We start from the raw sequence: 21,912 nt of genomic DNA on the forward strand, positions 1-21,912 counted from the left end.
AAAGGTTCGCAACAATTAAGTGTATATTCTTAAGAAAGCTAGCGTGAGTCACCAGCGAATTCTGGTATGAATTCCAGGCTAAATTGTTACAAAGCATATTAAACAGCAGCTTAAGTATACAATGTTTCTCGCAATACATTATTTATTCTGTTGATATGCTCATGTAATACTAATTGTGCGCATCATCACAGAGTCGAAGGCAAAACAATAAGATGAAAACGCCCCTGATAACCCGTGAAGGGTATGAAAAACTCAAACAAGAGCTCAATTACCTCTGGCGTGAAGAGCGCCCGGAAGTCACCAAGAAGGTTACCTGGGCCGCAAGTCTGGGCGACCGCAGCGAAAATGCTGACTACCAGTATAATAAAAAGCGCCTGCGCGAGATCGACCGCCGCGTCCGTTATTTGACCAAGTGCATGGAGAATCTGAAAATCGTCGATTACTCCCCGCAGCAGGAAGGCAAAGTCTTCTTTGGCGCATGGGTTGAGATTGAAAATGACGATGGCGACATCCGCAAATTCCGCATTGTCGGCTACGATGAGATCTTCGGCCGTAAAGATTACATCTCTATCGATTCGCCGATGGCGCGGGCGCTGCTGAAAAAAGAGGTCGGCGATCTCGCCGTGGTGAACACCCCTGGCGGGGAAGCCAGCTGGTACGTGAATGAGATTGAATACGTTAAGTGAGACCGGAACAATCCGAAGCCCCCGTAGATGACTGGCATTTTTGCCAGTCAATCCGTATAACTATCCCCTGATTTTTTATCCTATAGACGAAGCTATCCATGATGAATGATTCTTTCTGCCGCATTATCGCAGGTGAAATTCAGGCTCGTGCTGAACAGGTAGAAGCTGCCGTTCGCTTGCTTGACGAAGGGAACACCGTGCCGTTTATCGCACGTTATCGTAAGGAAATCACCGGCGGTCTGGATGATACGCAACTGCGTAATCTGGAAACCCGTCTGGGATATCTGCGTGAACTGGAAGACCGCCGTCAGGCAATCCTGAAATCTATCGGCGAGCAAGGCAAACTGACCGACGACCTGGCGAAAGCGATCAACGGCACGTTAAGTAAGACCGAACTCGAAGATCTCTATCTGCCGTACAAACCTAAGCGCCGTACCCGTGGGCAGATCGCCATTGAAGCAGGCCTTGAGCCGCTGGCAGACCTGCTGTGGAACGAACCGTCTCACGACCCGGAAACGGAAGCCGCTAAATACCTCAACGCCGACAACGGCGTGGCGGATACCAAAGCCGCACTCGACGGCGCACGCTACATTCTGATGGAGCGCTTCGCAGAAGACGCCGCCCTGCTGGCGAAAGTCCGTGATTACCTGTGGAAAAACGCCCACCTGGTCTCCACCGTGGTAAGCGGTAAAGAAGAGGAAGGCGCAAAGTTCCGCGACTACTTCGATCACCACGAACCGATCTCTACCGTGCCGTCTCACCGTGCGCTGGCCATGTTCCGTGGCCGTAACGAAGGCGTGCTTCAGCTTTCGCTGAATGCCGATCCGCAATTCGATGAGCCGCCAAAAGAGAGCCACGGCGAACAGATTATCCAGAACCACCTGGGACTGCGCCTGAACAACGCCCCTGCCGACAGTTGGCGTAAAGGCGTGGTCAGCTGGACATGGCGAATTAAGGTGCTGATGCACCTCGAAACCGAGCTGATGGGCACCGTGCGTGAACGTGCCGAAGATGAAGCGATTAACGTCTTCGCCCGTAACCTGCACGATCTGCTGATGGCCGCGCCTGCGGGGCTGCGCGCCACTATGGGCCTCGATCCCGGTCTGCGTACCGGCGTGAAGGTGGCGGTTGTTGACGGCACCGGCAAGCTGGTCGCGACCGACACCATTTATCCACACACCGGTCAGGCCGCCAAAGCCGCCGTTGCTGTAGCGGCGCTGTGTGAAAAATACAACGTTGAACTGGTGGCGATTGGTAATGGTACGGCGTCGCGTGAAACCGAACGTTTCTTCCTCGACGTGCAGAAACAGTTCCCGAAAGTCACCGCACAGAAAGTGATCGTCAGCGAAGCCGGGGCATCAGTTTACTCTGCTTCCGAGCTGGCGGCGCAGGAATTCCCGGATCTCGACGTTTCATTGCGTGGCGCGGTGTCTATCGCCCGTCGTCTGCAGGACCCGCTGGCTGAGCTGGTGAAAATCGATCCGAAATCGATCGGCGTGGGCCAGTATCAGCACGACGTTAGCCAGACGCAGCTGGCGCGTAAGCTGGATGCGGTGGTGGAAGACTGCGTAAACGCCGTCGGCGTCGATCTCAATACTGCCTCCGTTCCGCTGTTGACCCGCGTGGCCGGCCTGACGCGCATGATGGCGCAAAACATCGTCGCCTGGCGCGATGAGAACGGTCAGTTCCAGAACCGTCAGCAACTGCTGAAAGTCAGCCGTCTGGGGCCAAAAGCCTTTGAACAGTGCGCGGGCTTCCTGCGCATCAACCATGGCGATAACCCACTGGATGCCTCCACCGTTCACCCGGAAGCCTACCCGATCGTGGAACGCATTCTGGCCGCCACCGAGCAATCGCTGCGTGACCTGATGGGCAACAGCGACGAACTGCGTAATCTGAAAGCTGCCGATTTCACCGATGAACGTTTCGGGGTACCGACTGTCACCGACATCATCAAAGAGCTGGAAAAACCGGGCCGCGACCCGCGTCCTGAATTTAAAACCGCACAGTTTGCCGATGGTGTAGAAACCATGAACGACCTGCTGCCAGGAATGATTCTGGAAGGGGCGGTCACCAACGTCACCAACTTCGGCGCGTTTGTGGATATCGGCGTTCATCAGGATGGACTGGTGCATATCTCTTCATTGTCGAATAAGTTCGTCGACGATCCACACACCGTGGTGAAAGCGGGCGACATCGTGAAGGTGAAAGTGCTGGAAGTTGACCTGCAACGCAAGCGTATCGCGCTGACCATGCGCCTGGACGAGCAGCCGGGTGAAACCAATGCGCGTCGCGGCGGCGGGAACAACGATCGCGCTCAGGGCAATCGCCCGGCCCCTAAAGCCGCGAAACCTCGCGGTCGTGACACTCAGCATGCGGGCAACAGCGCCATGATGGATGCGCTGGCGGCGGCAATGGGTAAAAAACGCTAAGTTTGGATCATGTGCCGGATGGCGGTGTAAACACCCTGTCCGGCATATTTAATATATTATCTTCTCTCCGCCCCTTATATTTATCACCTCATTAACAAATAAAACCTTAATTAAACATTAAGAAAGTCAATAATGACACTGCAGAAACATTCATTCCAAAGCGGAATAAATGTTGAGAAATATCAAAATTGGCTCAAATTATTGTTCAATTCTACATTCCGTCACATTTATTCTATTGATGATAGAAACCATTCTCATTATCATTGTTTTGTTGATTATTTACTCTTTCCTTACGTTGGCTAATCATCTGGTCTCATGCCGCCCTGTCGCCCCATGAGGTAATCATCCAGTTAGCGAGATATAAGTAGGTCCCTATGCAATTCACTCCTGACAGTGCGTGGAAAATTACCGGCTTTGCCCGTGAAATCAGCCCGGCTTATCGTCAGAAACTGTTGTCACTTGGCATGCTGCCCGGCTCCTCCTTCAACGTGGTACGCGTCGCCCCGCTCGGCGATCCTATCCATATCGAAACGCGTCGCGTAAGCCTGGTATTGCGTAAGAAAGATCTGGCGTTATTAGAAGTGGAAGCGGTTTCCTGTTAATACAGTGAGTCTATAAAAATGAAAAAACTAACCATTGGTTTAATTGGTAATCCTAATTCCGGCAAGACAACCTTATTCAACCAGCTCACCGGCGCGCGCCAGCGTGTAGGTAACTGGGCTGGCGTTACCGTTGAGCGTAAAGAAGGTCATTTCGCCACAACGGACCATCAGGTCACGCTGGTGGATTTACCTGGCACCTATTCACTGACGACAATCTCATCCCAGACCTCTCTCGATGAGCAAATTGCCTGTCACTATATTTTGAGCGGCGACGCAGATCTGTTGATCAACGTGGTCGATGCGTCAAACCTTGAACGCAACCTCTACCTGACGTTGCAACTGCTTGAGTTGGGCATCCCCTGCATCGTCGCTCTGAATATGCTGGATATCGCAGAAAAGCAGCAAATCCGTATCGATATCGACGCCCTCTCAGCGCGTCTTGGCTGCCCGGTGGTGCCACTGGTTTCCACCCGCGCCCGCGGTATTGAAGCGCTGAAACTGGCGATCGACCGCTACAAAGAAAACGACACCGTCGAGCTGGTCCATTATGCCCAGCCGTTGCTGCAGGAAGCGGATTCCCTCGCCGACGCGATGGCCAAAGACATGCCACTGAAACAGCGCCGCTGGCTGGGTCTGCAGATGCTGGAAGGCGATATCTACAGCCGCGCTTACGCCGGTGATGCCGCGCAAAACCTGGATGCTGCCGTTGCTCGTCTGAGCGAGACAATGGACGATCCGGCGCTGCATATCGCCGATGCGCGCTATCAGTGCATTGCCGCTATCTGCGATACCGTCAGCAATACTCTGACGGCAGAGCCGAGCCGTTTCACCACCGCGGTAGATAAAATCGTTCTCAACCGCTTCCTCGGACTGCCGATTTTCCTGTTCGTGATGTACCTGATGTTCCTGCTCGCCATTAACATCGGCGGCGCGCTGCAACCGTTGTTTGACGTCGGCTCCGTAGCACTCTTTATTCATGGTATTCAGTGGATTGGCTACACGCTGCACTTCCCGGACTGGCTAACCATCTTCCTGGCCCAGGGCCTTGGCGGCGGGATTAACACCGTGCTACCGCTGGTACCGCAAATCGGCATGATGTATCTGTTCCTCTCCTTCCTTGAAGACTCCGGCTACATGGCGCGCGCCGCGTTTGTGATGGACCGTCTGATGCAGGCGCTGGGACTGCCGGGCAAATCGTTTGTCCCGCTGATCGTCGGCTTTGGCTGTAACGTACCGTCCGTGATGGGCGCACGTACGCTGGACGCCCCGCGTGAGCGTCTGATGACCATCATGATGGCGCCGTTTATGTCCTGCGGCGCACGTCTGGCGATTTTCGCCGTCTTTGCCGCGGCGTTCTTTGGTCAGAACGGCGCACTGGCGGTCTTCTCGCTGTACGTGCTGGGTATCGTGATGGCTGTGTTGACGGGCCTGATGCTCAAACACACCATCATGCGTGGTGAAGCAACGCCGTTCGTGATGGAGCTGCCGGTATACCACGTGCCGCACATCAAGAGTCTGATCATTCAAACGTGGCAACGCCTGAAAGGCTTCGTTCTGCGCGCAGGTAAAGTCATCATCATCGTCAGCATTTTCCTCAGCGCGTTTAACAGTTTCTCGTTGAGCGGGAAAATCGTCGATAACATCAACGACTCTGCTCTGGCCTCCGTTAGCCGTGTTATTACTCCAATGTTTAAACCGATTGGCGTTCACGAAGATAACTGGCAGGCAACCGTAGGGTTGTTCACCGGCGCGATGGCGAAAGAAGTGGTAGTTGGTACACTGAACACGCTCTATACCGCAGAAAACATTCAGGAAGAAGAGTTCAATCCGGCAGATTTCCACCTTGGCGACGAGCTGCTCGGTGCGGTGGATGAAACCTGGCAAAGCCTGAAAGACACCTTCAGCCTGAGCGTACTGGCCAACCCTATCGAAGCCAGCAAGGGCGACGGAGAAATGGCGACGGGCGCAATGGGCGTGATGGGTGAGAAATTTGGCAGCGCCGCCGCCGCGTACAGCTACCTGATTTTCGTGCTGCTGTATGTGCCGTGCATTTCAGTGATGGGCGCTATCGCACGTGAATCCAGCCGTGGCTGGATGGGCTTCTCGGTTTTGTGGGGGCTAAATATCGCTTATTCGCTGTCAACGCTGTTTTATCAGGCGGTCAGCTACAAAGAACACCCGACCTACAGCCTGGTGTGCATTTTAGCGGTCATCCTGTTTAACATCGTGTTACTGGGCCTGCTGCGTCGAGCACGTAGCCGTGTGGACCTCGCACTGCTGGCGACCAACAGAACGGCAAGTTCCTGCTGCTCCAGCACCACTGGCGATTGCCACTAAGGTTATCGACAATGGCATCGCTTATTCAGGTTCGTGATTTATTGGCTTTGCGGGGGCGCATGGAGGCAACACAAATTAGCCACACGCTGCACACCCCGCAGCCGATGATTGACGCCATGCTGAATCAGTTAGAAAAGATGGGCAAAGCGGTGCGGATTCAGGAAGATGCCGACGGGTGTCTTTCCGGAAGCTGCAAAAGTTGCCCGGAAGGTAAAGCCTGCCTGCGCGAATGGTGGGCTTTACGCTAATCAGATGCTCTTTACCGGATGGCGCTACGCTTATCCGGCCTACAAATGGTGCAAACGTCCAGGCCGGATAATTCGTTTATGCAGATATCCGTTACTTTAGAAGCAATTCAGTTTCTGTTTTAACACCACCAGCGCTGCACAGAACGCGGCGGGATGCGAGATAAACGGTGCATGCGCCGCCTTAGCAAACACCAAAGACTCGCTCTGCGGCCACAGTGCATCCAGCATCGGGACGACTTTGCGCGGCACCAGCCCGTCAAGATAGCCGTACAACCGCAGGAAAGGCATTTCCACCGCGCACAGCGGTTCTCGCAGATCGACTGTTTTCAGGATCTCCAGCCCGCCATTAAGCACCTCGACATCCGGCATGGGTAAAGCCAGCACCGTTTTCTTCAACGCTCGCGCATCCTGACGCGCGGTTTCCGTACCCATCGTTTGCAATGCCAGAAAACGCTCCACTGTACGCTGGAAATCTTCGCTCAGTTGCTGCTGGAAGCCTGCCAGCACCTCTGGCTTGATACCCGGCCACTCATCCCGCGCGCTAAAGCAAGGGGAAGACGCGACGGTCACCAGCGCCTGAACACGCTCAGGATGGGTTAACGCCACCTGGCTTGCAACCAGCCCGCCCAGGCTCCAGCCGAGCCAGATAGCTTTCTCCGGTGCCTGTTTCAATACCCGCTCAGCCATCTCTTCCAGCGACATTGCACCGAAACCCTGGCTACGACCAAATCCCGGTAAGTCGACAAGATGCAGCGTGAAATGCGAGCTCAGTTCCTCGCTTATGCAATGCCACACTTGCGCATTCAGTCCCCATCCGTGCAGCAGCACAAGATGGCAATTTCCCGAACCCTGGGTCTGCCACCAGATGTCATTCATCAGTTATTGTTCTCTTTTAGCCTGAAAGGATGCATCTATGCTAACAGTACCGGGATTGTGCTGGCTATGCCGAATGCCCCTAACGTTAGGGCATTGGGGGATCTGCTCAGTCTGTACGCGGGCAACGCGTCAACACGCCAACCTATGCCCCCAATGTGGACTCCCTGCAGCTCATACCATCATTCCCTGTGGGCGCTGCCTGCAAAAACCGCCGCCGTGGCAGCGGCTGGTCACCGTCAGCGACTATGTTCCGCCGTTGAGCGGGCTTATCCACCAGCTCAAGTTTTCGCGACGCAGCGAAACAGCCTCCGCTCTTTCGCGTTTGCTGTTGCTGGAGGTATTGCAGGCACGGCGCGTCAGCGGTCTTCCTCTGCCAGACAGGCTCATCAGCGTCCCGCTCTGGCAGCGACGGCACTGGCGCAGGGGGTTTAATCAGAGCGAATTACTGTGTCGCCCACTGGCGCGCTGGCTGGGCTGCGACTGGGACAGCCGGACCATATCGCGGGTTCGGGCAACCGCCACGCAGCACCATCTCAGCGCCCGATTGCGTAAACGTAACCTGAAAAACGCCTTTCGCCTTGAATTGCCGGTGCAGGGACTCCATATGGTTATTGTGGATGATGTCGTCACTACCGGAAGTACCGTCGCGGAAATCGCGCAGCTGCTTTTACGCAACGGCGCGGCGACTGTCCAGGTATGGTGCCTGTGTCGAACCTTGTAGAGCCTCGATGATGGGCGTATTATAACCAAGTAAAATAGTCAACTATTAGGCCATTACTATGATCCATATTTCCGATGCTGCACAAGCGCACTTTGCCAAACTGCTGGCAAATCAGGAAGAAGGGACACAAATCCGCGTATTTGTGATTAATCCCGGCACGCCTAACGCTGAATGCGGCGTTTCTTATTGTCCGCCGGACGCCGTGGAAGCAACCGACACCGCCATTAAATTTGACCTGCTGACCGCATATGTTGATGAACTGAGCGCACCGTATCTGGAAGATGCAGAAATCGATTTCGTTACCGACCAGTTAGGCTCCCAGCTGACCCTGAAAGCGCCAAACGCCAAAATGCGTAAAGTTGCCGATGATGCACCGCTGATGGAACGCGTGGAGTACATGCTGCAATCGCAGATCAACCCGCAGCTGGCAGGCCACGGTGGTCGCGTCTCTCTGATGGAAATCACCGATGAAGGCTACGCCATTCTGCAGTTTGGCGGCGGCTGTAACGGCTGTTCAATGGTCGATGTGACGCTGAAAGAAGGTATCGAGAAGCAGCTGCTGGCTGAATTCCCGGAACTGAAAGGCGTTCGCGATTTAACCGAACACCAGCGTGGCGAGCACTCTTACTACTAGCGACCAGACTTGTAGGCCCGATAAGACGCATCCGCGTCGCCATCGGGCATTGATGCCGGATGGCAGCGTAAACGCTTTATCCGGCCTACGCCCTTACATTTCTCTGCACGTACCCTGCAACAATCCCCCGCATAATTTGACCAGCCTCTCATAATTTAAATTTTGCCTGTCCAGGTGATTCTCAAGCGCAGTATGTTACCCGTATCATTCGTATCAGCACCCAAGACGCACATAACAGCCAGCGAAACTGATTAGTTTTACGGGCAATCAGCATTGGTGCTGTGAATACGCTGTTCCCGGTCGGGACAATCGGAATTTGTCATCTAAACACTGACGTTACCCATAACAAAGTAAAGGCCAGGTAAATCATGCCATTAGTCATCGTTGCTATCGGTGTAATCTTGTTACTCCTCCTGATGATCCGTTTCAAAATGAACGGTTTCATCGCTCTCGTCCTGGTGGCGCTTGCTGTCGGATTGATGCAAGGGATGCCACTGGATAAAGTCATTGGTTCGATTAAAGCCGGTGTCGGCGGAACCCTTGGCAGCCTCGCCCTGATTATGGGTTTTGGCGCCATGCTGGGCAAAATGCTGGCGGACTGCGGCGGCGCACAGCGCATCGCAACCACCCTGATTGCTAAATTCGGCAAAAAACATATTCAGTGGGCGGTGGTATTAACCGGCTTCACCGTTGGTTTTGCCCTGTTCTACGAAGTTGGTTTCGTACTGATGCTGCCGCTGGTGTTCACCATTGCCGCTGCTGCCAATATCCCGCTGCTGTACGTTGGCGTGCCGATGGCTGCCGCGCTGTCCGTAACGCACGGCTTCCTGCCACCGCACCCGGGTCCAACCGCTATCGCCACTATTTTCCATGCAGATATGGGTAAAACCCTGCTGTTTGGTACGATTCTGGCAATCCCGACCGTTATTCTCGCCGGTCCTGTTTACGCACGTTTCCTGAAAGGTATCGATAAGCCGATCCCGGAAGGTCTGTACAGCGCGAAAACCTTCACTGAAGAAGAGATGCCAGGCTTTGGCGTCAGCGTCTGGACCTCTCTGGTCCCGGTTATTCTGATGGCGATGCGCGCCGTGGCGGAGATGATCCTGCCGAAAGGACATGCTTTCCTGACTGTTGCAGAATTCCTCGGTGACCCGGTTATGGCAACGCTTATCGCGGTGCTGATTGCGATGTTCACGTTTGGTCTGAACCGTGGACGTTCGATGGATCAGATTAACGACACGCTGGTGTCCTCAATCAAAATCATCGCGATGATGCTGTTGATTATCGGCGGTGGCGGTGCCTTCAAACAGGTCCTGGTTGATAGCGGCGTCGACAAATACATCGCTTCAATGATGCACGGCTCTAACGTGTCTCCACTGCTGATGGCATGGTCTATCGCTGCAGTACTGCGTATCGCACTGGGTTCTGCAACTGTTGCAGCAATCACCGCTGGCGGGATTGTGGCACCACTGATTGCAACGACCGGCGTAAGCCCTGAGCTAATGGTTATTGCAGTCGGTTCTGGTTCCGTCATTTTCTCCCACGTGAACGATCCTGGCTTCTGGCTGTTCAAGGAGTACTTCAACCTGACTATCGGTGAAACCATCAAGTCATGGTCAATGCTGGAAACCATTATTTCAGTATGCGGCCTGGTAGGGTGCCTGCTGTTAAATATGGCAATCTGATGTAAAAAAGCCGGGTGGCGCTAGCGCCTACCCGGCTTAATTTCTTTACTTCTTCTTCGCCGCTGCTTTTCGCCGCTTATCCAAATCCTTAATCAGCTTGTTCACGCCCTCATCTGCAAACATCTGCTCCAGCGTGGCGGTGAGCTTACGCCGCCAGTTTTTGTACTGGTCGCTGGTCCCCGGAATGTTGACCGGTTCAGCCATATCCAGCCAGTCTTCCGGTTGCAGGCCCAGCAACGCGCTGTTGCTGTCAGCGATGTAGCGTTGCATGCCGCGATTAAGAATCGGCGTCATCGACATCAGTGACGCCTTGTGACCAGCACGTTTTGGCAGGCAGCCGTATTTGTGCAGCGCGTCCAGCAGCCCCTGTTTCGCCAGCTCCCGGTCCTGATACAACCCCCGCAGCACGACTTCATCCGGGTACAGGCCCAGCGCCTTACCCAGCGTCAAATCGCCGCTATCCCAATAACCTTTAAGCGTAGGAAGGTCATGCGTCGCCGCGACTGCCATTGATTGTTCCGGGTACGCTTTCGGCGCACGGAAGTTTTTCTCATGGTCATTCTCGAAATAAAGCACTTTGTAGGAGTACACGCCGCTGTCGCGCAGCTTGCTGACGATCTCCACGGGAACGGTACCCAGATCCTCACCAATTACCATGCAGTGATGACGTTTACTCTCCAGCGCCAGAATTGAAAGCAGGTCATCGACCGGATAGTGCACGTAAGCGCCGTGATCGGCAGTTTCACCGTAGGGGATCCACCACAGACGCAGCATCGACATAACATGGTCGATACGCAGCGCACCGCAGTTCTGCATATTGGCGCGCAGCAGTTCGATAAACGGTTCGTAGGCCCGTGCCGTGATGATGTGCGGATCCATCGGCGGCAGCCCCCAGTTTTGCCCAAGCGGCCCAAGAATATCCGGCGGCGCGCCAACTGAGGCTTTCAGACAATACAGTTCACGGTCACACCAGGTCTCTGACCCACCTTCTGCCACACCAACCGCCAGGTCGCGATACAGTCCAATCGGCATCGCAAAACCCTGGCTGGTTTTCCAGCAGTCAGCAAACTGGGTATACGCCAGCCACTGCAGCCACAGGTAGAAATTCACCTCATCACGATGCTCTGCGCAGAACTGTTTGACCTCCGGCGAATCTACCGAATGAAAAGCTTCCGGCCACACCGGCCATCCCCAGCGCAACGCATCCTCTTGCACCTGATGCGCATGCAACGCGTCAAAGGCTGCCTGCCAGTACAGGCTATCTCCTTCCTGAGCCACAAACTGGCGAAATGCCGCCATCTGCTCATCGTCACGTGCAGAGAAATTTTTCCACGCCATGCGCAGCGCTGTCATCTTCAGTGCGGTAACAGCAGAATAATCAACCCACTCGGCATCCCGCGCACGTTGCAGGGTTTGCTGAGTCGCGGGTTTCTGCCACCACGCCTGCGCCTCTTTACTCAGGCGGAAATCATCTACTGCGTTAACATCAATATAAATAACGTTCAGCCAGCGACGTGACGACGGGCTGTACGGGCTGGCGCTTTCCGGGTTCGCCGGATACAGCGCGTGAATAGGATTAAGCCCGATAAACGCGCCGCCGCGTTGCGCCACATCTACCAGCATGGCGCGGAGATCGCCAAAGTCGCCAATCCCCCAGTTTTTCTCTGAACGCAGGGTGTAGAGCTGAACGCATGCGCCCCACAGTTTTTGCCCCTCCAGCAGCGCCTGCGGTTCATAGCAGCGCTTTGGCGCCACGATGACACGACAGTGGGTGCGCAGCTCGCCCTGCGTCAATGTCAGCGTGTGATAGCCCTCCGACAGTTTCGTCGGAAGGTGAAAAGATTTGCCGCCGATGGCATGCCCTTTGTGCTGTACGCCATCTTCAGTGGTCAGCAGCCAGCTAAACTCTCCGCTTCCCTCAACCGCCAGCGACATTTTCTTACCGGCGGTATAAACCATGACATTCGGCACTGGCGTCACCGCCACCTGCGTGGCGGCGGTGGTGCGATGCATGGCTTCAAGCAAACGCCGCTTGGTTTCGGCACCAATAGACTGCGGTTTACCGTGGGCATTAATGTAATTGGGGCTGATCCCCGCCGCCAGCGCGGCATTATCCAGACGTTTGCTTTCCATCGCGATTCCTTAACGTTTCGCCTGCCAGATACGGGCCTGATAATCGCGGATGGAGCGATCCGAGCTGAACATGCCGCAACGTGCGGTATTCAGAATCGCCGCCCGGGTCCAGGCTTCCTGGTCACGATACAACACGTCAACCTGCTTCTGAGCTTCAACGTAGGCCGCGAAGTCCGCCATCACCAGATACGGGTCGCCGCCCTGCTTGCCGATACTGTGCAGCATCTGGTCAAAGGCATGCTTGTCGCCGTCGCTGTATTTCCCGCTTTCCAGCTCTTTCAGGGCCGCATCCAGCACTTTGTCTTTCTTACGCCATTTCACCGGATCGTAACCTTTGGCCTTGAGCGCCTTCACCTCTTCCACGGTATGACCAAAGATAAAGATATTCTCGTCGCCCACTTTTTCGGCGATTTCGACGTTTGCGCCATCCAGCGTACCGACAGTTAAGGCGCCATTCAGCGCCAGCTTCATGTTGCCGGTGCCGGAAGCCTCTTTCCCTGCGGTTGAGATCTGCTCAGAGATATCCGCCGCCGGGATCAGCATTTCCGCCGCTGAGACACAGTAATCCGGCAGGAACACGACCTTCAACTTATCGCCAACTTTCGGGTCGTTATTGATGGTTTCCGCCACCTTGTTAATGGCGAAGATGATATTTTTCGCCAGGTAGTAACCCGGAGCCGCTTTCGCCCCAAACAGGAATACGCGCGGCACGCGATCAGCCTGCGGGTTCTCACGGATTTCTTTGTACAACGCCAGAATATGCAGCAGGTTCAGGTGCTGACGCTTGTACTCATGCAGACGTTTAATCTGAATATCAAAAATCGCGTTAGTCGTTATCTCAATACCGGTTCGCGCTTTAATAAACTTCACCAGACGCGCTTTGTTCTCCAGCTTGATGTCACGATACTGCTGACGGAACTTCGCGTCGTCGGCGTATTTTTCCAGGTTAATCAACTGGTCGAGGTCGTTAGCCCACTCTTTTTTCAGCGATTTATCCAGCAGCGCAGCCAGCGCCGGGTTGCACTGCTTAATCCAGCGACGTGGGGTAATCCCGTTGGTGACGTTGTGGAATTTGTTCGGCCACAGTTGGTGATATTCCGGGAACAGATCTTTCACCACCAGATCGGAGTGCAGCGCTGCCACACCATTAACCGCAAAGCCGCTGACCACGCACATGTTGGCCATGCGCACCTGTTTGTTGTGCACCACCGCCAGCTTCGCCCAGACTTCAGCATCACCCGGCCAGGTTTTATCGACCAGCGTCTTAAAGCGGTCGTTAATCTCTTTGATGATTTGCATATGGCGTGGTAATAGCGCTTTCACCAGCTTCTCATCCCAGCACTCCAGCGCCTCTGGCATCAAAGTGTGGTTGGTATACGCAAACGTCTTGCTGGTGATCGTCCACGCATCGTCCCAGCTCATCTGGTGCTCATCGATCAGCACGCGCAGCAGTTCAGGGATCGCAATGGTCGGGTGGGTGTCGTTCAGTTGAATAACTTCGTAGTCGGCCAGTTCGTGCAGTTTACGTCCCGCCAGATGATGGCGGCGCAGAATATCGGCTACGGAGCAGGCGCACTGGAAGTACTGCTGCATCAGGCGCAGCTTTTTACCCGCCGTGTGGTTGTCGTTCGGGTACAGCACTTTGGTCAGTTTTTCAGCGTCGATACCCTGCTGCTCGGCGCGCAGGAAATCACCGTCGTTAAATTTGGTCAGGTTAAACGGATGCGCATGGCTGGCCTGCCACAGACGCAGCGGCTGCGCCACGCCGTTGCGGTAGCCGAGAACCGGTAGATCCCAGGCCTGACCGGTGATGATGAATCCCGGCTCCCAGTGGCCTTGTTTGCTGACCTTGCCGCCAATGCCGACTTGCACATCCAGTGCTTCATTGTGGCGGAACCACGGGTAGCTGCCGCGATGCCAGTCATCCGGAGCTTCCATCTGTTGCCCATCAGCAAATGACTGACGGAATAAGCCGTACTGATAGTTGAGGCCATAGCCCGTCGCCGACTGGCCAACCGTTGCCATCGAGTCGAGGAAACACGCAGCCAGACGGCCCAGCCCCCCGTTCCCCAACGCCGGATCGGTTTCTTCTTCCAGTAAGTCGGTCAGGTTGATGTCGTGTGCTTTCAGCTCGTCGCTCACCGCCTGATACCAGCCCAGGTTGAGCAAGTTGTTCCCCGTCAGACGGCCAATCAAAAACTCCATTGAGATATAGTTAACATGGCGCTGATTTTTTGCTGGTTTCACCGCAGGCTGGGCGCTGAGTAACTCAGCCAACGCCCCACTCACGGCCTGCCACCACTGGCGCGACGTCATTTCGTGAGCCGACGATAAACCGAAGCGCTGCCACTGACGCGTCAGGGCAGCCTGAAATTGATCTTTGTTGAAAGTAGGCTGTGACATAGGGATTCCAGGTCCTTAGGTAATAAACAACGTTATCGCTAGTTTGCCAGGCTCGTTGTTGACCTTCCTCATCCTGCCAGGGATTAGGTAGGGAGGAGGAGCGGGGATGAGCGTTAAAATGTGATCGCCGCCACTTTACGAGGGGTATTATGGCTGATAAATACGCAGGCTCTGCGCATCCCCCTGAAATGCATCGCGGTTTTCGCATTAATCAAAATGAGATTATCCAGACAATATCAAACAGGAAGATGACATTTAGAAAAAATATGTAAACGGAGAAATAGTTTCTAACCTGAAATACACATTCTGCTTGAGATATTTCACATGAAAGTTTTAAGTCGAGCACAAAATTCATCGACTTTTATTCATCACCACAGTAACCATATAAAAGAAGAGGAGTTATTCCGCCCCGTAAAAATAACGCTGGATCCAGTCACCATGCCTGTTGCGACTCTTTAAAACAATTATTGCAATAGATGTATAGATTTGTGACATAGTGCAAAATCAGACACACAAAAAGTCCGCTTAGCTTGCAATAAATCCCGTTCTGGCCGACCCTATATCTATTAATTACGAAGCGCAAAAAAAATCGTTTTCCCCCATATTCACACAGTGAAGTGACTAACTTATGTTGATTCCGTCTAAATTAAGTCGTCCGGTTCGACTCGACCATACGGTGGTTCGTGAGCGCCTGCTGGCTAAACTTTCCGGCGCGAACAATTTCAGGCTTGCCCTGATAACAAGTCCTGCTGGTTATGGAAAAACAACGCTTGTTTCACAATGGGCGGCGGGGAAGAACGAATTAGGCTGGTATTCCCTGGATGAAGGCGATAACCAGCAAGAGCGCTTCGCCAGCTATTTGATTGCGGCAATCCAACAGGCGACCGGTGGGCACTGCACCACCAGCGAAGCCATGGTGCAAAAACGCCAGTATGCCAGCCTGACTTCACTGTTTGCCCAGTTGTTCATTGAACTGGCAGAGTGGCATCGTCCACTCTATCTGGTCGTGGATGATTATCATCTGATCTCCAATCCAGCCATCCACGAAGCGATGCGTTTTTTCCTGCGCCATCAACCGGAGAATCTGACATTAGTCGTGCTGTCGCGAAACCTACCGCAACTGGGCATTGCCAACCTGCGCGTACGCGATCAACTGCTGGAAATCGGCAGTCAGCAGTTGGCGTTTAACCACCAGGAAGCCAAACAATTCTTTGACCGTCGCCTGTCCTCCCCGATTGAGGCTGCGGAAAGTAGCCGCATGTGCGATGACGTTGCAGGCTGGGCCACGGCGTTACAGCTGATCGCCTTATCTGCCCGTCAGAACAACCATTCCGCCCACCAGTCGGCACGACGTCTGGCCGGTATCAACGCCAGCCATTTATCCGATTATCTGGTCGATGAAGTCCTGGACAGCGTCGATATCGGAACCCGCCATTTCCTGCTAAAAAGCGCCATCCTGCGCTCGATGAACGATGCGCTGATTGTTCGGGTCACGGGCGAAGAAAACGGCCAAATGCGGCTGGAGGAAATTGAGCGCCAGGGATTATTCCTGCAGCGGATGGATGATGTCGGCGAATGGTTTAGCTATCACCCGCTATTTGGCAGCTTTTTACGCCAGCGTTGCCAGTGGGAGTTAGCTACCGAACTTCCCGAAATACACCGCGCCGCCGCTGAAAGCTGGATGGCGCAAGGTTTTCCGACCGAAGCCATCCACCACGCGCTGGCGGCAGGCGACGCCCATATGCTGCGCGACATTCTGCTCAATCATGCGTGGGGGCTGTTTAACCACAGCGAACTGGCATTACTTGAAGAATCATTGAAAGCTCTGCCGTGGGAAAGCCTGCTGGAAAATCCGCGTCTGGTTCTGCTGCAAGCCTGGCTGATGCAAAGCCAGCACCGCTACGGCGAGGTGAATACCCTGCTGGCGCGCGCTGAGCAGGAAATGAAAGGCGATATGGAACAGACGCTACATGCTGAATTTAACGCCCTGCGAGCGCAGGTCGCGATTAACGACGGAAATCCTGATGAAGCCGAGCGTCTGGCGAAACTGGCGCTGGATGAATTACCCATCGCCTGGTTCTATAGCCGAATTGTCGCCACCTCGGTACACGGCGAAGTTCTGCACTGTAAGGGCGACCTCACGCGTTCTCTGGCGTTGATGCAGCAAACCGAACAAATGGCGCGCCATCATGACGTCTGGCATTACGCCCTGTGGAGTCTTATTCAGCAAAGTGAAATCTTGTTTGCCCAGGGCTTTTTGCAGGCCGCCTGGGAAATCCAGGAAAAAGCGTTCCAGCTGATCAAAGAGCAGCACCTCGAACAGCTGCCGATGCACGAGTTCCTGGTGCGCATTCGTGCGCAGCTCCTGTGGGCATGGGCGCGCCTGGACGAAGCGGAAGCGTCTGCCCGCTCGGGTATTGAACTACTTTCCACCTTCCAGCCGCAGCAGCAGCTACAGTGTCTGGCGCTGCAGGTTCAGTGTTCGCTGGCGCGTGGCGATCTGGACAACGCCCGTAGCCTGCTCAACCGTCTGGAAAACCTGCTGGGTAATGGCCACTATCACAGCGACTGGATCTCCAACGCTGATAAGGTCCGGGTGATTTACTGGCAAATGGTCGGCGACAAAAATTCAGCCGCCAACTGGCTGCGCCACACGCCGAAACCGGAATTCGCCAATAACCACTTCCTGCAAGGACAGTGGCGCAACATCGCCCGTGCGCAGATCCTGTTGGGCGAGTTTGAACCGGCTGAGATTGTGCTGGAAGAGTTGAATGAAAATGCGCGCAATCTGCGCCTGATGAGCGATCTGAACCGTAACCTGCTGCTGCTTAATCAGTTGTACTGGCAGGCGGGGCGCAAAAATGACGCACAGCGGGTGTTGCTCGACGCCCTGCAACTGGCGAACCGCACCGGGTTCATCAGCCACTTTGTGATCGAAGGCGAGGCCATGGCGCAGCAGTTACGCCAGCTGATTCAGCTCAACACATTACCGGAACTTGAACAGCATCGTGCGCAGCGTATTTTGCGCGAGATTAACCAGCATCACCGCCACAAATTCGCCCACTTTGATGAAGGATTCGTTGAACGTCTGCTCACCCACCCGGACGTCCCGGAGCTGATCCGTACCAGCCCGCTGACCCAGCGTGAATGGCAGGTTCTCGGTCTGATTTATTCTGGCTACAGCAACGAGCAAATTGCCGGTGAGCTGGCTGTTGCCGCGACGACCATTAAGACGCACATCCGCAATTTGTACCAAAAGCTCGGTGTGGCGCACCGCCAGGATGCGGTGCAACATGCGCAGAAACTGCTGAAGATGATGGGGTATGGCGTTTAGTTAACGCCTGATGCGCTATGCGTATCAGGCCTGGAACCCGCTTAGCACAACTCTAACTGGATATGATGGTCAGCAATGACCTGCATCACGCCAGCAGGCGGTAGCGTGTCGGTATATACTGCATCCACCATGCTGATACTGCCCATGTTCACCATCGCATTACGACCAAACTTCGAATGATCCACCACCAGCATCACATGACGTGAATTCTCAATAATGGCGCGTTTGGTGCGAACTTCGTGATAATCAAATTCCAGCAGCGAACCATCGCTGTCGATACCGCTTATCCCTAAGATGCCAAAGTCCAGACGGAACTGTGAAATAAAGTCGAGGGTCGCTTCGCCCATAATACCGCCGTCACGGCTACGCAGTTCGCCACCGGCCAGAATAATGCGGAAATCCTCTTTTGCCATCAGCGTATTCGCCACATTGAGGTTGTTGGTCACAATGCGCAGGTTGCTGTGATTAAGCAGCGCATGAGCGACCGCTTCCGGCGTGGTGCCGATATCAATAAACAGCGTGGAGCCGTTCGGGATCTGCGTGGCGACTTTGCGGGCAATGCGCTCTTTTTCCGCCGTCTGCGTCGCTTTACGGTCATGCCACGGCGTGTTGACCGAGCTGGAGGGCAGCGCCGCGCCGCCGTGATGGCGCAAAATCATGTTCTGATCGGCCAGATCGTTGAGATCGCGGCGAATCGTCTGTGGGCTGACGGAGAAATGCTCCACCAGCTCCTCGGTGCTGACGTATCCCTGTTTTTTTACCAGTTCGATGATCGCGTCATGTCGTTGTGTTTGCTTCATTATGGTTCCCTGAAATTACGTTCGTTTTCGCACATGAATAGTATCAGCAAATGCCATTGCCAGACCGACGGCCAGCCCGGCGATATGCGCGCCGTTCGCCATCGACATGCCGAACAAATCAAACCAGCCGGCAACAATCCACATCAACGCAAAGATAATCAAACCACGCTGCAGGAAAATGCCGCTTTGCGGATCGCGCTCACCGCGCAACCACACGTAGCCCATCAGGGCGTACACTACGCCGGAAAGTCCACCGAACCACGGGCCGCTAAATTTCTGCTGCACATAGCCGCTCAACAGCGCGCTAATTACGGTAATGACGATTAGTTTTCCGCTGCCGAGTCGTTTTTCAACCGCGCCGCCGAGATACCACCACCACAACAGGTTGAACAGAATGTGCATCAGTGAGAAGTGCATAAACGCGTGGGTGAAATAACGCCAGAATTCAAATTTCAGCGTAGGATCAAACGGCCATGCCAGCCAGAGCATAACCGCCTGGTCACCCATCACATTCATTGCGATAAACACCAGCACACACGCGGCCATCACCGCCCAGGTCACCGGACCCGCACGTTCGCGCAACGTGGCAAGAAACGGATTGCGTTGATAGCGCAAACCGCTGTCGGTCTGCCCTGACTGCCAGCTTGCCGCCAGATAGCGCGGATCGCCCGGGTTCTCCAGAAATCGCGCCAGTTCAGCGTGCACGCGCTGAGCCTGGGACTCATCCGCCAACCAGACATCCGTTTGCTGATGTTGTTGAATCGTCAGGATAACGCCCTGTGTCGCCATATAATCAACAAATGCCTGCGCCACGCGGGGGTTAGCAAAAGAGGTAATCATCAACATGGTTGCTGTCGCTTCATCCACACAAAAGAGGACAGTATATATATCCTGCCCATTTCAGGCTGCATCTTTGTTAGCTTACGAACCGTATGCCACTTCTGCCGGAAAATGTCGATGCCAGGCATCGAAGCCGCCGTCAACGCTGTAAACCGCGTCATAGCCCTGCTGCAGAAGATATTGCGCCGCGCCTTTACTGCTGTTGCCGTGATAACACATCACCAACACAGTGGTGTCGAAATCATGCTCACGCATAAATGACCCCAGCGTGTCGTTCGTCAGATGAAACGCCTGCGGGGCGTGACCCATCGCATAGCTTTGCGGATCGCGGATATCCACTAACACCGCAGCTCCCTGATGCAGCTTCTGATGCGCTTCTTCGACATTAATACATTCAAACTGATCCATTGCTCTCTCTTCTTTATTAGCAGGTGACGCTTTTCAAACATGTTACTTCTTAGTGTACGTCCCGACGGCAGTTAAACACCATAATGTTATATGTATCACTGTAAATTGTTTATCCGATGTTACCAATGGCGCGATTCTTTGCTATTATGCTCGATAACGAACATTAATGAGCTATAACGAAAGTGCGAGAGGCCAGCATGGAAACCAAAGATCTGATTGTGATAGGTGGAGGCATCAACGGTGCCGGTATCGCGGCAGATGCCGCTGGACGCGGATTATCCGTACTGATGCTGGAAGCACAGGATTTAGCCTGCGCGACCTCCTCCGCCAGCTCCAAACTCATCCACGGTGGCCTGCGCTACCTGGAACACTACGAATTCCGTCTGGTTAGCGAAGCGCTGGCCGAACGTGAAGTGCTGTTGAAAATGGCACCGCATATCGCCTTCCCAATGCGCTTTCGTCTGCCCCATCGCCCGCATCTGCGTCCGGCGTGGATGATCCGTATTGGTCTGTTTATGTACGATCATCTGGGCAAACGCACCAGTTTGCCAGGTTCTACCGGTTTGCGTTTTGGCGCGGATTCCGTAATGAAACCCGAGATTGTGCGCGGTTTCGAATATTCTGATTGCTGGGTAGACGATGCACGACTGGTTTTGGCAAATGCCCAAATGGTCGTACGCAAAGGCGGAGAAGTGTTAACCCGCACGCGCGCCACCTCCGCTCGCCGTGAAAACGGTTTGTGGATTGTGGAAGCCGAAGACATCGACACCGGCAAAAAGCACACCTGGCAGGCGCGCGGTCTGGTCAACGCCACCGGCCCGTGGGTGAAAGAGTTCTTCGACGACGGCATGCACCTGCCATCGCCGTACGGTATTCGCCTGATTAAAGGCAGCCACATCGTGGTGCCGCGCGTCCATACCCAGAAACAGGCTTACATCCTGCAAAACGAAGATAAACGTATTGTGTTTGTCATCCCATGGATGGACGAATTCTCGATCATCGGGACGACCGACGTCGAATACAAAGGCGACCCAAAAGCGGTGAAAATTGATGAGAGTGAAATCAATTACCTGCTGAAGGTCTACAATGCGCACTTTAAGAAACAGCTGGGCCGTGATGATATCGTCTGGACTTACTCAGGCGTGCGCCCGCTGTGCGACGACGAGTCCGACTCGCCGCAGGCTATCACCCGTGATTACACGCTGGATATCCATGATGAAAACGGCAAAGCGCCGCTGCTGTCGGTCTTTGGCGGCAAGCTGACGACCTACCGTAAGCTGGCTGAACATGCGATGGAAAAACTGGCGTCGTACTATCAGGGCATTGGGCCTGCATGGACCAAAGAGTGCATCCTGCCAGGCGGTGACATCGGCGGCGATCGCGAGGATTACGCGGCCAAACTGCGCCGTCGCTACCCATTCCTGACCGAGTCGCTGGCGCGCCATTATTCGCGTACCTACGGCAGCAACACCGAATGGGTCATCGGCGAAGCCACCTCGCTTGCCGAGTTAGGTGAAGACTTTGGCCATGAGTTTTATGAGGCCGAGCTGAAATATCTGGTCGATCACGAATGGGTTCGTCGTGCGGACGATGCGCTGTGGCGTCGTACGAAAGAAGGGATGTGGCTGAATGCAGAACAGCAGTCGCGCATGACCCAGTGGCTGGCGGAGTACATTGAGAAGCACCAACTGTCGCTGGCGTCCTGATAAAAATGCCGGATGGCGGCGACGCCTTATCCGGCTTACAAAAGTGCATAAACGTAGGCCGGGCAAG

16 protein-coding genes are annotated in these 21,912 nt (G+C 54.4%); 10 read left to right on the forward strand and 6 right to left on the reverse strand.

Features of this window, described 5'->3' with window-relative positions:
• Positions 1 to 212: 212 nt before the first annotated feature.
• From greB to feoC, 5 genes are all read left to right on the forward strand, one after another.
• Positions 213 to 686 carry a transcription elongation factor GreB gene (greB, locus tag OGY19_RS00655; protein WP_003023524.1) on the forward strand — a complete coding sequence of 158 codons (474 nt, stop codon included), beginning with the start codon at positions 213 to 215 and terminating at the stop codon, positions 684 to 686.
• Between the two features lie 98 nt (positions 687 to 784).
• Positions 785 to 3,118, forward strand: a complete 2,334-nt coding sequence (locus tag OGY19_RS00660; RefSeq protein ID WP_061068735.1) for a Tex family protein — start codon at positions 785 to 787, stop codon at positions 3,116 to 3,118.
• A gap of 374 nt (positions 3,119 to 3,492) precedes the next feature.
• Complete coding sequence (gene feoA, locus OGY19_RS00665) at positions 3,493 to 3,720, forward strand: ferrous iron transporter A (protein ID WP_003023519.1); 228 nt, start codon at positions 3,493 to 3,495, stop codon at positions 3,718 to 3,720.
• Positions 3,721 to 3,738: 18 nt separating this feature from the next.
• Positions 3,739 to 6,057, forward strand: coding sequence for a Fe(2+) transporter permease subunit FeoB (feoB, locus tag OGY19_RS00670; protein WP_286596185.1), 2,319 nt, complete (start codon positions 3,739 to 3,741; stop codon positions 6,055 to 6,057).
• Positions 6,058 to 6,068: 11 nt separating this feature from the next.
• Positions 6,069 to 6,305 carry a [Fe-S]-dependent transcriptional repressor FeoC gene (gene feoC / locus OGY19_RS00675; RefSeq protein ID WP_003023516.1) on the forward strand — a complete coding sequence of 79 codons (237 nt, stop codon included), beginning with the start codon at positions 6,069 to 6,071 and terminating at the stop codon, positions 6,303 to 6,305.
• A gap of 96 nt (positions 6,306 to 6,401) precedes the next feature.
• Here feoC and bioH read toward each other — a convergent pair whose 3' ends face one another.
• Positions 6,402 to 7,181, reverse strand: coding sequence for a pimeloyl-ACP methyl ester esterase BioH (gene bioH, locus OGY19_RS00680; protein ID WP_115601364.1), 780 nt, complete (start codon positions 7,179 to 7,181; stop codon positions 6,402 to 6,404).
• Between the two features lie 37 nt (positions 7,182 to 7,218).
• On the opposite strand from bioH, the gene gntX reads away from it, so the two are divergent.
• From gntX to gntT, 3 genes are all read left to right on the forward strand, one after another.
• Complete coding sequence (gene gntX, locus OGY19_RS00685) at positions 7,219 to 7,902, forward strand: DNA utilization protein GntX (RefSeq protein ID WP_115601363.1); 684 nt, start codon at positions 7,219 to 7,221, stop codon at positions 7,900 to 7,902.
• Between the two features lie 58 nt (positions 7,903 to 7,960).
• On the forward strand, positions 7,961 to 8,536 hold the full coding sequence (nfuA, locus tag OGY19_RS00690; RefSeq protein ID WP_003023509.1) for a Fe-S biogenesis protein NfuA: 576 nt from the start codon (positions 7,961 to 7,963) through the stop codon (positions 8,534 to 8,536).
• Between the two features lie 368 nt (positions 8,537 to 8,904).
• Positions 8,905 to 10,221 (forward strand): gluconate transporter, encoded by a 1,317-nt coding sequence (gene gntT / locus OGY19_RS00695; RefSeq protein WP_032950402.1) that lies wholly within the window; start codon positions 8,905 to 8,907, stop codon positions 10,219 to 10,221.
• A gap of 45 nt (positions 10,222 to 10,266) precedes the next feature.
• On the opposite strand, the gene malQ is transcribed toward gntT, so the two are convergent.
• The gene (gene malQ, locus OGY19_RS00700) at positions 10,267 to 12,354 is read right to left on the reverse strand and encodes a 4-alpha-glucanotransferase (protein ID WP_115601362.1); all 2,088 of its coding nucleotides are present in this window, start codon (positions 12,352 to 12,354) and stop codon (positions 10,267 to 10,269) included.
• A gap of 9 nt (positions 12,355 to 12,363) precedes the next feature.
• A complete protein-coding gene (malP, locus tag OGY19_RS00705) occupies positions 12,364 to 14,757 on the reverse strand; it encodes a maltodextrin phosphorylase (protein WP_115601361.1) in 2,394 nt (797 codons plus the stop codon).
• A gap of 628 nt (positions 14,758 to 15,385) precedes the next feature.
• On the opposite strand from malP, the gene malT reads away from it, so the two are divergent.
• Entirely contained in the window at positions 15,386 to 18,091 is a 2,706-nt protein-coding gene (gene malT / locus OGY19_RS00710) for an HTH-type transcriptional regulator MalT (protein WP_048213563.1), read from the forward strand.
• Between the two features lie 41 nt (positions 18,092 to 18,132).
• On the opposite strand, the gene OGY19_RS00715 is transcribed toward malT, so the two are convergent.
• The 3 genes from OGY19_RS00715 to glpE form a co-directional block, all read right to left on the reverse strand.
• Positions 18,133 to 18,891, reverse strand: coding sequence for a DeoR/GlpR family transcriptional regulator (locus OGY19_RS00715; protein WP_003023499.1), 759 nt, complete (start codon positions 18,889 to 18,891; stop codon positions 18,133 to 18,135).
• Between the two features lie 15 nt (positions 18,892 to 18,906).
• Positions 18,907 to 19,737: a rhomboid family intramembrane serine protease GlpG gene (glpG, locus tag OGY19_RS00720; RefSeq protein WP_115602374.1), complete on the reverse strand. Its 831-nt coding sequence runs from the start codon at positions 19,735 to 19,737 to the stop codon at positions 18,907 to 18,909.
• 75 nt (positions 19,738 to 19,812) lie between these two features.
• Positions 19,813 to 20,139 carry a thiosulfate sulfurtransferase GlpE gene (glpE, locus tag OGY19_RS00725; protein ID WP_048213564.1) on the reverse strand — a complete coding sequence of 109 codons (327 nt, stop codon included), beginning with the start codon at positions 20,137 to 20,139 and terminating at the stop codon, positions 19,813 to 19,815.
• Positions 20,140 to 20,336: 197 nt separating this feature from the next.
• On the opposite strand from glpE, the gene glpD reads away from it, so the two are divergent.
• Positions 20,337 to 21,845, forward strand: coding sequence for a glycerol-3-phosphate dehydrogenase (gene glpD / locus OGY19_RS00730; RefSeq protein ID WP_115601360.1), 1,509 nt, complete (start codon positions 20,337 to 20,339; stop codon positions 21,843 to 21,845).
• The last annotated feature ends 67 nt before the right edge of the window (positions 21,846 to 21,912 follow it).

Origin of the sequence: Citrobacter sp. Cy070 (genome assembly GCF_030332245.1) — a bacterium.
Classification (GTDB): Bacteria; Pseudomonadota; Gammaproteobacteria; order Enterobacterales; family Enterobacteriaceae; genus Citrobacter; species Citrobacter youngae.